Genomic DNA, 13,668 nt, shown 5'->3' on the forward strand with positions numbered 1-13,668 from the left:
TGTTTCCTGCTTAATAGCTGCATACCTCTTTTTATGTCGGTATTTTGACAATGAATCCAATCACTAACCTTGGCAGCCAAATTAACTCAGGGACTATCGCCGCAGGCAACGCTAATGCAGGTGGGGCCAAGAGTACCAGCCTGGCCGATAGTTATGGTGTTAACAGTCATCAGACTGAAGCGGGCTCGAGCAGTGATAAGGTCAGCCTGAGTCAATCGAAAGAAGCGGCGACCGGACTCAATAGGGATGGGATTAAAGATGAGTCGGTGTCACTGTCGCCTAGGGCGGCTAGGGCACAAAAAATTGAAGCCATGGCAAAAGACTTCTTTTCTACGGGTGACTTTTCTGCTGCCGACCTGCCAAAACTTATTCAACGCCTGTATCAAGACGGGATCTTGTCAGATACCCAGTTGAATCGTCTGTCAGAAGGCGGCTTCGAGTTGCCAGAAGTTCAAGGCCAGCCCGATGATTTTAAGGCATTCATTCAAGATAAGCGTGAAGAGTTAACCGCGAGTGGCGATACCCAAGGCATGACAGGTGTCTTGATTAGCCTGCTCGATGATGCACAGAGCGTGCTTAATCAGATGGATAATGCTCAGAGTAAAGAGGTGGGTCAGCAAGCGACCCGGGTATCGGCGCAATTGAATATTTATCTTAAGAGTGATACCCAGATGTCATCGAGCGATCGTGAGCAGTGGCAGGGGCTTAAATCTATGATGCAATTGGCGTCCTCTATGGGGGAAAATCAACAGGCGGTTGGCATGGTAAATAGCTACTTGAGTCTCGGCAGGTTTTAGTACTCTGACTATGTCAGTTTCTGCAGTTTTATCCACATTTTCGAATACTTTTGTTTCACTTCTCTCATTTGTTCTATCTGCCAGTCCATCTAGCTTGCTTCATTCCTAAGGTCAAGACCACTCTTATCAATAAGGGGTCTTGTTGGCAGGAATGATTTCTCGTTAAACCTATCCTTAAAATCATGATCTCGATCAATGTTCTTTCTATGACTTTGTAGCTTAATACACAGCATATTGTGTCACACGGTTAAATTAACACTATATATGGTGTTAATTTCGACGTCACTTGAGGAGAGATTGAACAATGCCAGTGGTTATTAAGCGGGATGGTTACCGCACGCCTTTTGACGAAACAAGGATTAGAGACGCTGTCGTGGCTGCAGCGAACTCGGCAGGTATTGAAGACAAGAGTTACGCCGTGAGTGTTGCGGCCTCTGTGGCTAAATGTGTGGCTGAGCATGCTGAGATAGATATTCACGAGTTACAAGATTTGGTCGAGAATCACTTGATGGAAGGTCCTTATAAGTCCCTCGCTCGCGTCTATATCGAGTATCGTCATGATAGAGATCTGCATCGTGAAACAAGCAGTCGATTGAATCAGGAAATCCGCGGTTTAGTCGATCAGACCAATGCGGAACTGCTGAATGAAAATGCCAATAAAGACGCTAAAGTGATCCCGACTCAGCGCGACTTGTTAGCCGGTATCGTGGCTAAGCATTATGCCACCCGACATATTTTACCCAAAGATGTGGTTGCCGCTCATGAGTCCGGTGAGATCCATTATCACGATCTCGATTATGCGCCTTTCTTCCCCATGTTTAACTGCATGCTGATCGATCTCAGTGGCATGTTGACTAATGGCTTCAAGATGGGTAACGCCGAGATTGAGACGCCTAAGTCTATCTCTACGGCGACGGCCGTGACGGCGCAGATCATCGCCCAGGTAGCCAGTCATATCTATGGTGGTACCACGATTAATCGTATCGATGAAGTCTTGGCTCCCTTTGTCGCTAAGAGTTACGACAAGCAGTATCAGCTGGCGTTGGACTGGGGGATCACAGATGCGAAAGCCTTTGCTACCGCGCAGACTAAAAAAGAGTGCCATGATGCGTTCCAGTCTCTGGAGTATGAGGTCAATACCTTACATACGGCCAATGGACAGACACCCTTTGTCACCTTAGGTTTCGGTTTAGGCACCTCCTGGGAGTCTCGCCTCATTCAGTCATCTATGCTGGAGATTCGTATTGCGGGTCTGGGTAAAAAGCGTAAGACGCCAGTCTTCCCTAAGCTAGTCTTTGCCATTCGTGACGGCATCAATCACAAGGTGGGTGACTGTAACTATGATATCAAGCAACTTGCGCTTAAATGCGCCACGATTCGCATGTATCCGGATATCCTCAACTATGAGCAAGTCGTAAAAGTCACCGGCTCCTTCAAGACCCCTATGGGGTGCCGTAGCTTCCTTGGAACCTATGAAGAAGAGGGTGAGCTGATCCACGAAGGTCGTAATAACTTAGGTGTGGTGAGTCTAAATCTGCCAAGGATTGCGCTGGAATCCAAGGGCGATGAAGCGGAATTTTATCGTATCTTAGATCTGCGGCTCGCCATTGCCCGTAAGGCTCTGGATACCAGAATTGAGCGTTTAGAAGGCGTGAAAGCGCGTGTGGCGCCAATCCTGTATATGGAAGGGGCTTGTGGAGTAAGACTTAGAGCCGATGATGATATCTCAAGTATATTCAAAAATGGTCGCGCCTCCATTTCTCTGGGCTATATTGGATTACATGAGACGATCAATGCCCTCTACGGCACGGATAAGCATGTTTATGATTGTGAAATCTTGCGTCAAAAAGCCATCGAAATCATCGAGTATATGAAAGTGGCGACCAAAAAGTGGACAGCAGAGACGGGTTATGCCTTCAGTCTCTACAGCACACCGAGTGAAAATCTCTGTAGCCGTTTCTGTAAGCTCGACACTCAGGTCTTTGGCGTGGTCGAAGGGGTGACGCAGAAAGGCTATTACACCAATAGCTTTCATCTCGATGTTGAAAAGCAAGTTAATCCATACGACAAGTTGGATTTTGAGCAGCCATATCCAGCATTAACCAATGGCGGTTTCATCTGCTACGGCGAGTATCCTAATATGCAGAACAATCTCGAGGCATTAGAAGATGTGTGGGATTACAGCTATAGCCGAGTGCCATATTACGGCACCAATACGCCCATCGATGAGTGTTATGACTGTGGCTTTACCGGCGAGTTTGAATGTACCAGCAAGGGGTTTACCTGCCCTAAATGTGGTAATCATGAGCCGAGTCGGGTCTCTGTGACTCGTAGAGTCTGTGGTTACTTAGGCAGTCCCGATGCGAGGCCTTTTAACTTTGGTAAGCAAGAAGAAGTGAAGCGTCGGGTTAAGCACCTTTAATCAATCTGCCGCGCTTATTTATGCAGCAAAAAAAACAAGGCGTTACTGAGTCAGTAGCGCCTTATCTATTGACTCGATAGGTTGGAATTGTGCTATGAATTACCATCAATATTTCCCGGTAGATGTCATTAATGGACCGGGAACGAGGGCGACTCTATTTGTTTCCGGCTGTGAGCATCAATGCCGTGGCTGCTATAATCAAAGTACATGGAATCCAGATCATGGTCATCGATTTGATTTACAGATGCAGCAGCGAGTCATTAACGATCTGAAAGATAGTCGAATTAAGCGCAGAGGCTTATCACTCTCGGGTGGCGACCCTCTCTATCCTGAGAACATCTCTGAGATACTCGCCCTAGTTCAACGAGTTAAAAATGAGTGTCCCGATAAAGATATTTGGTTGTGGACCGGATACCTATTAGCTGAGTTATCCGCTGAGCAAAAGAGGGTGCTAGATTATGTCGATGTCTTGGTGGATGGCAAGTTTGAGCAGGAAAATGTAGATGTCAGTCTGGTTTTTCGTGGTAGCAGCAATCAGGTAATTCACCATCTGGCAGAAAAGCGATAACTGTATTCATTCAGTTACTGTTATAATGGTGGCCATAGGTTCCAAATCATTTTAAAAAACAGCCGCACATTGAGGCTGTTTTTGCATTTTACAGAATATTTTTAAGGCACGAGCATGAATTTAAAAGAAGAGCTTCATGGACTTAACGACAAGCTAGAACAGTTCCGTCGTAAATTTGCCGCAGCAGAAAAGCGCGGAGATAAAGGCATCATGTTGCAATTTAGACAGGAAATAAACGCAGTGAATAAGCGTATTGCCAGCGCTAAGACTCAACAGACCCGCGAGTTGAGTAAGGAAGGTGGCTCGGTAGTGAGCTTGAAATTTAAGCGTCCCCTGACAAAAGCAGAGCAGGCTGACATGGGCAAACTGAAGAAATCTGTCAGAGGGCTGGTCGTGGTTCATCCTATGACGGCACTCGGTCGTGAAATGGGTATCAAGGTTGTGACAGGCTTCGCACCAAAAGAATTTTAACTAGCGAATTTATTCCGCTAAGACGGTTATTCTTTAGTGAGCGACATCATGTTTTTCTATCGTCGTTAGGCGTATCATTCTCCACTACGTAGGGAGAATGCTAGTATTAGGTGAATCAATAGCCGATTAAAATGCTAGGGTATTTCACTTACTGGTAAAAGCAGATAATATTCCTCCCTTCACTGCTAGATAGAGTGGAAGGGTAGGGTTATAAAACCGTCGTTTTTAGACACAGGTCATTCTCGTTGTTTTTCTGATAATAGTCATCTCAGGGAAAGAGAGTCTTTAAGGTTATTTCATGTCGATCAAGTATATCGCTTCTTCAAAACTCCCGACGCCTTGGGGCGAATTTGCTATGCATGGTTTTGAAGATACAGAGACTGGAAAAGAGCATGTTGCGCTGACATTGGGTGAACTGGACAGCCAGAGCACGATCCTTGGGCGTATTCATTCTGAATGCTTAACGGGTGATGCTCTATTCAGTCTACGCTGTGATTGTGGCTTTCAGCTGCAGACTGCGATGCAAAATATTGCCGATGCGGGTCAAGGTTTTCTCCTTTATCTGCGTCAAGAGGGGCGTGGCATAGGTTTGCTCAATAAGATCAGAGCTTATGAGCTGCAAGATCAGGGTGCCAATACCGTCGAAGCCAATGAAAAATTGGGTTTCCCTGCCGATATGCGTAAATACGATATGATCTTGCCTATGATGGAGAAGATTGGCGTGCAGAAAGTCAAGTTGATGACGAACAATCCGCTCAAAGTAAAAGCGATGCAAGACTTGGGCATAGAGGTCGTCGAGCGTATTCCGCTACAAGTGGGCAAAAATCGTTATAACGAGGCTTACTTAAAGACCAAGTCTACGCAACTGGGTCATCTGATGTCCGAATATCATTTTGCTGATGAAGACAAAGAGTAATGTAAGTTGTAGATTTCCCTTCATACAGTCGCTATATTCAGAGCCATACTAATAATATAATCTCTATACCATTCCGAGTAAGTATCTGAACATTCAACGTAGCATAAAGGGCTTTGAAGCCCGCACTGCGTGAGGCTCTCAGTATTTCCACTTCCGTGTTACATTGACTTAAAAGGGAATAACCATTTCCTCATCAATGTGCCTTGAATTGAAAAAACTGAGAGTCTCTGAACTGACCAGATACTTATATGGAATGGTATTATATATGGTTCTGAAATCAGTCCTTATCGCGTTAACCCTGCTTGGATCTTTTTCTGTCGATGCCGAAGAAGATTTTACCCATTACGCGTTTGCAAATTATCTCGGCAGTGGTATCTATCAAACTTCAGGGCAGAACGCCACTGTGGTTAACATTCCCATCAGTTTCGAACTCTATAACAATGATACTGAGTCTCTTACCCTGCGTACTCCGCTATCTCTGGGTTTCTTCAATTTTAAATGGAGCGATCTTCCTGACGGTGATCTGCCTTCCAGCGTTGGCACCATGACGATAACGCCGGGTCTCGAATATCGTCTCCGTACCTCTGAGGATCATGAATTTCAAACCTATGTCGATCTTGGCTACGGTACTAATTTTACCTCGGGCACCCATGTCGCTATCTATTCAGCTGGTGTCTCCAGCTTATTGGATCTTGAATTAAGGCAGTCAGCACCTGTTTGGGTTAATCGACTGTTTTTCGCTGGCTATGCCAGCTTCGATGGCACTCAGAGTGAGACCTATTCTGCACTGCAATCTGGTATCGATATAGGGACAAATATGCATTGGCGCTGGGATTTGTTAGGCGTCGATGTCGAGCCTAGGGTGTTTGTTACTGGTTATTGGTATTTCGATAAACTCAGGTTCGCTACGCCATTCGGTGAAGATGTTTTGGTATCGAATAGTTTAGAAGTGGGCGCGACCTTAGCGTTTTCTAAGCCAATCCTTTGGGATTGGATGGGAATTGACCGCTTGGGTCTCAGTGTTCGGGCCGGCGATGGCGTCAAGGTATGGCGTTTGATTTTCGAGTTTCCTATCTAGGCGTTATATTCGCATCTAGATTGCTGCATCTAGCTTGTCTCGGAGAAAATCCAAAAATACCCTGATTTTAGGTGAGATCAATTCTCGCTTTAGGTAAAGCGCATAGGTTGAGCTCAAAGGGGTGCAAGGACTAAATCGCTCCTGCTCAAGTATTCGGACTAAACTGCCATTTTTCAACTCATCCTTCACCGCCCACAGTGGAATTAAGGCAAAACCTGCATCATTCAATAATAGCTGTTTCTGGCCATTGACTGAGTTGACCGTGAGCCCTGCTGATATGGTCAATTTTTTAAAAGTAAGCTGGGGCTCAGTTTTCATCACGAACCACTCACGCCAGCCGGCATAGCCATATCTTATACAATCAAATTTATGCAGGTCGTTGGCTGACAGTGGCAGTCCATGACGAGTAATGTATTGAGGGCTTGAGCAGAGCAAGAAGTTATTATCGGTCAGTTTGCGGGCGATCAAGTTTGAGTCCGGCAGGTGACCGCTGCGTATGGCGATATCAACATTCTCCTCCACGGTGATGTTGCAGGAATTGTGACTGAAGTGGCCGATGATGTGAGTAACTTCAAGGTTGGCGATGAGGTTTATGGCTGTGCGGGGGGGAATTGCCGGTATCGATGGTGCGTTAGCGGAATTTATGTTGGTCGATGTCGATTTAATGGCTCTTAAGCCTAAAACCTTGACCATGAGAGAGGCTGCCGTGCTGCCTTTGGTGTCTATTACTGCATGGGAAGGCTAATGTCATAAACTCAAGGTAAAGCAAGGTGATAAGGTGCTGATCCATGGTGCGACGGGTGGGGTCGGTCATGTGGCTATTCAATTGGCTAAGCATCTTGGCGCCGAGGTCACCGCAACATCGACGCCGCGTAATATGCAGCTTGCCGCGAGTATAGGCGCCGATCACTTAGTCGATATCAAGGCGCAGTCTGTGTCAGACTATGTTCAACAGTACACCAATGGCGTGGGGTTCGATGCCATATTAGATCCCGTGGCCGGTGACAATATTCAACTCAGCTTCGAAGCCGCTCGATTTAATGGTGCTGTTGCCACCACTTTACCCATCGATAATGTATTACAGGTGGCATTGAAGAGTCTGAGCTTTCATAGCGTGCTTATGCTTATCCCTATGGTCGAAGGCATTAATCGAAAATCTCACGGTGAGATCTTAACTCAGATAGCCAAGTTGGTGGACTCAGGCATTATCAAACCTCTGCTCGATGAGTCTGACTTTACTATCTGGCAAGTCGCCGAAGCACATGCCCGTTTAGAATCCGGCGTGGCAGTTGGCAAAATAGCATTAACAGTGTAGTTGAACAATAAAGAAGCAAAGAGCCAAAGCATAGTGACGGCTCTTTGTTTCATCAATTCAATTATCTATTTACACAGCGACTTGCCAGCTTCATAACAAGTTGGCTGGCGAGGACAGACTGCACCTCGGGAGCAGATGAGCCTGGCTTGGGTATCTATGCCTCGCTCGACCCAGTTGATATTGAGAATTTTAGCCACACTGGTTAAGTCTTTCTTTATGGCCTTGGGGATCTCGGCTTCGCCACCATGCTTAACGCAAGCTTGTTTTAATTCTGCGGCTATCGCATTAGCGTCTCCTCCCTGAGCTTCGATAGCGGGGTTAAGATCTATGCCGGCACAGAGTACGTGATTGTTGCCCGCCATGTCTTTTACTCTTATCGACTCACAGCTGTAGATCCTAGGCTCATTGCCAACATCGAGTATCGACAGTTGTGCAGATGAGCCTGCACTGGCTTCATTGATCTTTCTAAATACAGCCCAATGCTGACAGGGGTCTTGAACTAAGCGCATGTTGCCCCAGGGAAGTGGAATACCGTTGCCGCGATAGACGGCTTTTAATTTCCCCGGCGCATAGGCATCGAAATAGTGCCAGTGGGGATAGGGAGAGACAACCGTCATGCGGCGCATGGCAACCGATGCGGACACCCCCACTTTCTGATGAACATTTATCTCATAGCCATGACGATCTAACATCTGCCTGAAAGGGACTTTTGGGCAAAGCAGGGCGCCGGCGAAGAAACTGGATTCAAAATCACGCCAGGCGTGGAGAATGTCCTGTGCATTGACAGTCGAAGATTGTGGTGTGCCATTGTCCATCTCGGTACTGATCTGACTTCGTCCTGTGGTGAGTACAGATTTCAATCCATCCTTGTTGTGCAATACACAGTGGCCTATGTGCACCGCCAGATCATACTTGAGTCGACTTGGGTTAGATTTCAGCTGTTTATTGATATAGATGGTCGAAGGTGGTTTAAAAAATGAGGTCACCAGCTGAGTGGAGCAGGCCCCCATCTCATCGATAACATCTTTTGGGGCCCGGTCGATCCATTTTATCTTGAGGCCCATGCCCTTAGCGATATCCATGATATCTTCCAGGGCGAGTGGCAGGCGTTTCTGTCCTATCTCTTCGGCCGCACGTTCGAGATCCGGGAAGTGATTCTGATGATGCTCCTGATGGGCGCGGATCAAAAGATGAGCAAACTGTCGTCCGGTGACCCCAGTTTGTGACAACATTTCAGGTATGGCAATTTGTAATATATCTTTGGAAAACAAAAAGCTTGGCTCCAGTGCCATGCCGTTTATGCCACCACGGCGGCCTTTATCTGGCGTGATAGCGTGCTCTTCAGGTACATCATCTAAAAACCAATCGACCTCTTTCTGAAATACCGCTGCGATGACGGCTAACATGTCAGCACTGGGCACTCGTTTACCGCGTTCTATCATAGACAGGTATGACACTGAGGGGGCGGTTTCCGAGTCGACCCGCACACAACGAGCAGAAAGATCTTCCATGGTGAGATGGTTTCTTTTTCTTAGGTTACGGATCTTAGTACCCAAAAAATGTGACTTTCGCATTAAGCTTTTTGTTGTTCTCATTTTGTAAAATTCACACTGTAAAATTTTAATTGTCAAATTGTAGCCAAAAATTAGCTAGACTACAAATTAAGCAATCGACAAAGAATGAATATGAGAGGATAAGGCTATGGATATATCAACTATCAGTAATGAGTATGGCGAGCAAAACTTTACCAACCTTATCAATGCTGGAATTGTCAATGTGAATACTGCTGAAGCAGTCACCGATGCTGACACTATGGCGAATGCCAAACAGTTTCTGGACAATACCTTTCCATTAGCTAAAGGTTTCCATAAAGAGGTGCGCAGTTACCTGGTTTACTATCAGCAGCTGTTGATGTTTTTTGCCGACGGAACCCATACGGGTCTGAAGCATTCAGGGCAATTTGTTGCGCTAAACGGCCATAAGAGTGAACCTGAAGCTATCTTGCTTAACAGTAACGGCACCCATGTGGAGCTGAGTTTCGATCGTGGCGGCAAGACAGGAATTAAAGATCAGGCTCACATAGATGATGTCAGGCTCGAAGGCCATGAATATTGGATTAGCTTACTCAATATTGAAGAGAAGCGAATCATTGAAAACTCACAATCTGCGCAAATTTTCACCGCGAAAGATGGCAGCGAGTATTCGCTTAAGGGCTGATGATGGCTAATTATTGATATAGAAAAGCCGGACAGACGCTAAGGTCACTCCGGCTTTTTTGTGTTTAATGTAAAGTTAGCTTCCCCAGATATTGGTATTGAGCTGATTGTCATCATCGCTATTGTTATCAGAGTGAGCATTTAACCTGTTACTCGCCGCTCGTAGGCTCTTATCACTGGCCTGATAGTGATCATCTCTTGGCTTTTTTTCCGGTAAAGGTAATTTATTCATCTTTAAATAAAGATATTCAACCTTCTCTCTCGCCCAGAGGGTCTTGCGCAGGAAGCGCAAGCTGGATTTAATACTTGGGTCATGATTAAAGCAACGAACATCGATGCGATCGCCTAGCTCTTCCCAACCATAATGTTCGACTAAATCGGTGAGTAGGTTTTCTAGCTTGATACCATGTAGTGGATTGTTTACTTGGGTCATGAGTTCATTAGATTAATTGATATTGAGTTAATTATATCAGTTATCGAGCAAGATTGAACAGGGAGGTTTTAGCGTAAGAGGAAAAAGAGGGCACATGCGCCCTCAACAACATCGATAAAGCCGAATAGGTTTACTGAAAAGTAATATTGATGAAGGGGATCAACTTCAATGACTAAGGTTTGTCATAGGGTTAAGGTAAACTTGGATGTGTATTTAGTCACTGGCTTAAAAGTGTAAGTCTGAAGGGCCTGTGTTCTAGGTTAGGTGTAGTATAAAGTATCGATAACTCTTAACAAGGCTTAGTGAGTTATCGACAGATCATGATGAACTAGGCTTAATTATTGTTTGTCATCTTGCTTAAACTGGCTCAAGGTTTCAAACCCACCGCCATTGTAGCTCTGAGTGAAACCTTCCGCGACTAAGGTATCGAAAGCGATACCGCTGCGTCGGCCACTGCGACAATAGAGTACAATATGAGTGTCTTTGGCGATGTCGAGCGTGTTAATTTTAGCGGCGATCTGTTCGAAAGGGATGTTGATCGCGTTATCTAAATGTCCCGCTGCGAACTCCTCTGCCGTTCTGACATCGATCACTGTGGCACCCGCATCTATCTTATCCCATGCGACTCTTGGGTCCTTATCTGCCGCCAAGGCGAATTGACTCATCAAGAGGCTAAGTAATGCGAAAATGATCATAAAGCTGTGGTTTTGCATACTTCTATGGGCGGAATTTATCGGATTGTTCACTTTATTTTCCTAATGTTTATGAATGAATATGACGAGCTAGCTTGGATATTTTTAATCTCTATACTTTTAACTTATAAGTATTGGGCGCATTGCTAATGCATTAAGCAGAGCAAGCGCCGGCAACTATTTAAGCTACTATTAATCAGTATAGCGTTCGCAAGGCATAGGGTAAATGTGTGCCCAAGTATCCTTACACCGGGGGAATCAATGCCACTTAAGCTCACTAATCTTTGAGATAATAAGTTAAGGTGGAGACGACTCTCACTCGCTTGATATAAGGGGTATTACTGTCCCTATCGGAGATACTGAATTGGCCCTGAGAGGCACTCTTTATCTTGCCGAGTACCGAGTCTGAGTCTTGGGCAAACTTATCGGCTATTTGTCTGGCATTGGTTGTAGCGGCTTGCACCATAGCAGGCTTGACTGAATTGAGTTCAGTGAACAGAAACTCTGTCCTGCTGTTGTAATCTTGACTGGAGATGGCAATGCCTTCTTTGGCCAGCTCGAGCATATTTTGTCTGCTTTCTAAGAGAAGATCGACTCGCTTGGTGTAGATAGAGATGGTCACTTTGGCGGCGTAGCGATATTTCACATTGGGATCGACATATCCCTGTGCTTGTCTGTCTTCGATTGAGGGCTGAGAGCTGGATATCTCATCGATAGAAAACCCTTGTTTAAGCAGGAAGGAGATCACCTTGTCTGTCTGAGTTTGCACCGTTTGATATAAGGTGGTGAGATCATTGTCGACTTCGGTGAAGCTAATCGGCCAGATAGCGATATTGGCCTTAACCTCCTGTTCTGCCAGCCCCTTGACGGTAACCGTTCTTTCCATTGATTTCATCTCGATCAGGCTATGTCCAATGCCATAGCCCAGCAATGCCAAGCCAAGACAGAGTAAGGAACCTAATATAAGTGCACTTATCGCGTTGTTTTTATTCATGTCAATCCAATTCCTTGAGTGGAAACCTAAAAGGATAATATAGTTTTTTTACTATTGAAATCTAGTTAAGAAGTGTTAATCAGCGCAGATAGTGATGTTTTTTCTCAGGCCGCAAAAAGCCGCACTCAGTGCGGCTTGAACGAAATCTAGCGAGACATTCAGTGTAAGTTTAGAACTTATAGCTGTACTGAATTCCGTATAACCAAGCGTTAGCTCGGGTTGTACCATTAATTTGCGCGACGAACGGCATGTCTGACGGAGGCAGATACTGAGTCTCGGTAACATTAACATCTTCACCCATCAGGTAGGTGATACCTAAATCAATATCTGAGTGTTTGTTCAGGCTATAAGTCAGGCCTGCTGAGAACCATTGACGATCTGAATCTGGGATGGCGATTGATTTGATCTGATCAATGGCGCCCATGTCATACATGTAACCAGCACGAGCCGTCCAGGTATCATTGATGGTGTAAGTACCACCTAAAGATAGATGCCAGGTATCACGCCAGTTATATTCTTTAATTGTACCGAACTCGTCCGTGTCTAAAGTTTCGAATGCACTCCATTGAATGAATTGTGCCGAGTAATGCAGGGCAAACTGATTGGTTAACTGGTGAAAGCCAGAAAATTCAGCCATGGCAGGTAAAGGTAAGTGCAAAGTATCATCTGCGGCACTTTGACCCAAATACTGAAAATCACCTTCAGCCTTGATGGTTGGACTATAGCGGTAGCTTAAACCGAACCTGTGGTTTTCGTTGACTTCATAGATGGCGCCAACATGCCAGCCGATCCCATAGCCTTCGGCATCAACATCTAGAATGGTGTTGCCCATGAATTCACGTTGAAGATTACCTGAGCCCTTGATCACATCGATACCAGCACCTAAGCTGAACTGCTCATTGATGCGATATGAGACGCTTGCCTGTATGTTGACGCTACGAACCTTGGTGGTGCCTCCGAACAGCTCGGCGGCAAAATCATCAGGATATTCGGTAGTAGTACCGAAGTTAGAGTAGGTACCGAAACCGACGGCCCACTTATCATTTAGTGGATGTACGATAAAAATATTGGGTACTAAGCTGGCGCCACCTATATCTGATACATCAGGGATAGCCTGTGGGTTCGATGAGCCCATAGGTGCTAACGAGTACTGAGCGTCGGAGAGAGTCACATCGGTATTGATATAAGTCATGCCAACACTGATGGAGGTCGTATCAAACAGTGCCATAGCCGCTGGATTACGTGCCATTGCCGAAGCGTTGTCGGCGATGACGGCATCACCAGCGAAAGCTCGACCTAGACCGGTAGCCGATTGACTGTTTAATTGAAAACCAGCGGCCATAGCTTGTGAACTTGCAAGCGTAACGGCGATAGCTAATAAAGTCTTGTTGAAGTTTTTCATCATTATCATCTCTGTAATTTTAGGACCGGAAATTCACACTCAGCTTTTATCCGCTTTTTTAAGTTTGATGCGAGTCCACTTGTTAGACCAGTGCATCTTAGGGATGGACTTATCTGTCGACAACTCCGACCAGTTGCAAATGTCAGTTGCATTTTTGTTAATTAAATCATGAGCTTTAAGGCTATTGATGTGTGTGTATTTCAAGCGTGAGCTGGAGCGCCTATCATGAGGCGCATCAAGGCTTTTACTCGGTTTGAATTTAGGTTGCGGGCTTGTAAAAAGCAGGGCTGAAAATAAATGATAAAAATAGCGTACACGTGTACGCTATTTTTGTCTTTGAAGGGGCGAATGCCTTATTTTTAGT

At 45.5% G+C, this 13,668-nt stretch carries 15 protein-coding genes; 9 read left to right on the top strand and 6 right to left on the bottom strand.

Annotated features, from left to right (window positions below; translation table 11 throughout):
* Positions 1-50: 50 nt before the first annotated feature.
* The 6 genes from KT99_RS12380 (at position 51) to KT99_RS12405 (ending at position 6,252) form a co-directional block, all read left to right on the top strand.
* Positions 51-797, top strand: a complete 747-nt coding sequence (locus KT99_RS12380; RefSeq protein WP_005500555.1) for a hypothetical protein — start codon at positions 51-53, stop codon at positions 795-797.
* 304 nt (positions 798-1,101) lie between these two features.
* A complete protein-coding gene (nrdD, locus tag KT99_RS12385) occupies positions 1,102-3,219 on the top strand; it encodes an anaerobic ribonucleoside-triphosphate reductase (RefSeq protein WP_005500558.1) in 2,118 nt (705 codons plus the stop codon).
* A gap of 94 nt (positions 3,220-3,313) precedes the next feature.
* On the top strand, positions 3,314-3,787 hold the full coding sequence (gene nrdG / locus KT99_RS12390) for an anaerobic ribonucleoside-triphosphate reductase-activating protein (protein WP_005500559.1): 474 nt from the start codon (positions 3,314-3,316) through the stop codon (positions 3,785-3,787).
* A gap of 114 nt (positions 3,788-3,901) precedes the next feature.
* Positions 3,902-4,258: a YibL family ribosome-associated protein gene (locus KT99_RS12395; protein ID WP_005500560.1), complete on the top strand. Its 357-nt coding sequence runs from the start codon at positions 3,902-3,904 to the stop codon at positions 4,256-4,258.
* Between the two features lie 298 nt (positions 4,259-4,556).
* Entirely contained in the window at positions 4,557-5,174 is a 618-nt protein-coding gene (gene ribA, locus KT99_RS12400; RefSeq protein ID WP_005500561.1) for a GTP cyclohydrolase II, read from the top strand.
* A 265-nt stretch (positions 5,175-5,439) separates the two neighbouring features.
* The gene (locus tag KT99_RS12405) at positions 5,440-6,252 is read left to right on the top strand and encodes a hypothetical protein (RefSeq protein ID WP_040571945.1); all 813 of its coding nucleotides are present in this window, start codon (positions 5,440-5,442) and stop codon (positions 6,250-6,252) included.
* 15 nt (positions 6,253-6,267) lie between these two features.
* Here the strand turns inward: KT99_RS12405 and KT99_RS12410 are convergent, their stop codons facing one another.
* The gene (locus KT99_RS12410; protein WP_005500564.1) at positions 6,268-6,774 is read right to left on the bottom strand and encodes a substrate binding domain-containing protein; all 507 of its coding nucleotides are present in this window, start codon (positions 6,772-6,774) and stop codon (positions 6,268-6,270) included.
* Between the two features lie 61 nt (positions 6,775-6,835).
* Between KT99_RS12410 and KT99_RS22900 the strand changes: the two genes are divergently transcribed.
* Both KT99_RS22900 and KT99_RS12415 read left to right on the top strand, forming a co-directional pair.
* On the top strand, positions 6,836-6,997 hold the full coding sequence (locus tag KT99_RS22900; protein WP_232504298.1) for a hypothetical protein: 162 nt from the start codon (positions 6,836-6,838) through the stop codon (positions 6,995-6,997).
* Between the two features lie 33 nt (positions 6,998-7,030).
* Positions 7,031-7,567 (top strand): zinc-binding dehydrogenase, encoded by a 537-nt coding sequence (locus KT99_RS12415; RefSeq protein WP_005500567.1) that lies wholly within the window; start codon positions 7,031-7,033, stop codon positions 7,565-7,567.
* Positions 7,568-7,632: 65 nt separating this feature from the next.
* On the opposite strand, the gene KT99_RS12420 is transcribed toward KT99_RS12415, so the two are convergent.
* The gene (locus KT99_RS12420) at positions 7,633-9,162 is read right to left on the bottom strand and encodes a DUF3612 domain-containing protein (RefSeq protein WP_040571947.1); all 1,530 of its coding nucleotides are present in this window, start codon (positions 9,160-9,162) and stop codon (positions 7,633-7,635) included.
* A gap of 106 nt (positions 9,163-9,268) precedes the next feature.
* Between KT99_RS12420 and KT99_RS12425 the strand changes: the two genes are divergently transcribed.
* The gene (locus KT99_RS12425; RefSeq protein ID WP_005500569.1) at positions 9,269-9,784 is read left to right on the top strand and encodes a malate synthase; all 516 of its coding nucleotides are present in this window, start codon (positions 9,269-9,271) and stop codon (positions 9,782-9,784) included.
* 75 nt (positions 9,785-9,859) lie between these two features.
* On the opposite strand, the gene KT99_RS12430 is transcribed toward KT99_RS12425, so the two are convergent.
* The 4 genes from KT99_RS12430 to KT99_RS12445 all read right to left on the bottom strand — a co-directional run bounded on the left by KT99_RS12430 (position 9,860) and on the right by KT99_RS12445 (position 13,307).
* On the bottom strand, positions 9,860-10,216 hold the full coding sequence (locus KT99_RS12430) for a VF530 family DNA-binding protein (protein ID WP_005500570.1): 357 nt from the start codon (positions 10,214-10,216) through the stop codon (positions 9,860-9,862).
* 338 nt (positions 10,217-10,554) lie between these two features.
* Positions 10,555-10,929: a rhodanese-like domain-containing protein gene (locus tag KT99_RS12435; protein ID WP_005500571.1), complete on the bottom strand. Its 375-nt coding sequence runs from the start codon at positions 10,927-10,929 to the stop codon at positions 10,555-10,557.
* Between the two features lie 256 nt (positions 10,930-11,185).
* Positions 11,186-11,902 carry an SIMPL domain-containing protein gene (locus KT99_RS12440; protein WP_005500572.1) on the bottom strand — a complete coding sequence of 239 codons (717 nt, stop codon included), beginning with the start codon at positions 11,900-11,902 and terminating at the stop codon, positions 11,186-11,188.
* A 169-nt stretch (positions 11,903-12,071) separates the two neighbouring features.
* On the bottom strand, positions 12,072-13,307 hold the full coding sequence (locus KT99_RS12445) for an OmpP1/FadL family transporter (RefSeq protein ID WP_005500573.1): 1,236 nt from the start codon (positions 13,305-13,307) through the stop codon (positions 12,072-12,074).
* Positions 13,308-13,668: the final 361 nt, after the last annotated feature.

It is taken from the genome of Shewanella benthica KT99, assembly GCF_000172075.1.
GTDB lineage: Bacteria > Pseudomonadota > Gammaproteobacteria > Enterobacterales > Shewanellaceae > Shewanella > Shewanella benthica_A.

What these genes read in the sequence shown, in the direction of transcription:
- KT99_RS12380 (WP_005500555.1), top strand. Translation starts at nt 51, where the DNA reads ATGAATCCAATCACTAACCTTGGCAGCCAAATTAACTCAGGGACTATC.
- nrdD (WP_005500558.1), top strand. Translation starts at nt 1,102, where the DNA reads ATGCCAGTGGTTATTAAGCGGGATGGTTACCGCACGCCTTTTGACGAA.
- nrdG (WP_005500559.1), top strand. Translation starts at nt 3,314, where the DNA reads ATGAATTACCATCAATATTTCCCGGTAGATGTCATTAATGGACCGGGA.
- KT99_RS12395 (WP_005500560.1), top strand. Translation starts at nt 3,902, where the DNA reads ATGAATTTAAAAGAAGAGCTTCATGGACTTAACGACAAGCTAGAACAG.
- ribA (WP_005500561.1), top strand. Translation starts at nt 4,557, where the DNA reads ATGTCGATCAAGTATATCGCTTCTTCAAAACTCCCGACGCCTTGGGGC.
- KT99_RS12405 (WP_040571945.1), top strand. Translation starts at nt 5,440, where the DNA reads ATGGTTCTGAAATCAGTCCTTATCGCGTTAACCCTGCTTGGATCTTTT.
- KT99_RS22900 (WP_232504298.1), top strand. Translation starts at nt 6,836, where the DNA reads ATGAGGTTTATGGCTGTGCGGGGGGGAATTGCCGGTATCGATGGTGCG.
- KT99_RS12420 (WP_040571947.1), bottom strand. Translation starts at nt 9,162, where the DNA reads ATGAGAACAACAAAAAGCTTAATGCGAAAGTCACATTTTTTGGGTACT.
- KT99_RS12425 (WP_005500569.1), top strand. Translation starts at nt 9,269, where the DNA reads ATGGATATATCAACTATCAGTAATGAGTATGGCGAGCAAAACTTTACC.
- KT99_RS12430 (WP_005500570.1), bottom strand. Translation starts at nt 10,216, where the DNA reads ATGACCCAAGTAAACAATCCACTACATGGTATCAAGCTAGAAAACCTA.
- KT99_RS12435 (WP_005500571.1), bottom strand. Translation starts at nt 10,929, where the DNA reads ATGCAAAACCACAGCTTTATGATCATTTTCGCATTACTTAGCCTCTTG.
- KT99_RS12440 (WP_005500572.1), bottom strand. Translation starts at nt 11,902, where the DNA reads ATGAATAAAAACAACGCGATAAGTGCACTTATATTAGGTTCCTTACTC.
- KT99_RS12445 (WP_005500573.1), bottom strand. Translation starts at nt 13,307, where the DNA reads ATGATGAAAAACTTCAACAAGACTTTATTAGCTATCGCCGTTACGCTT.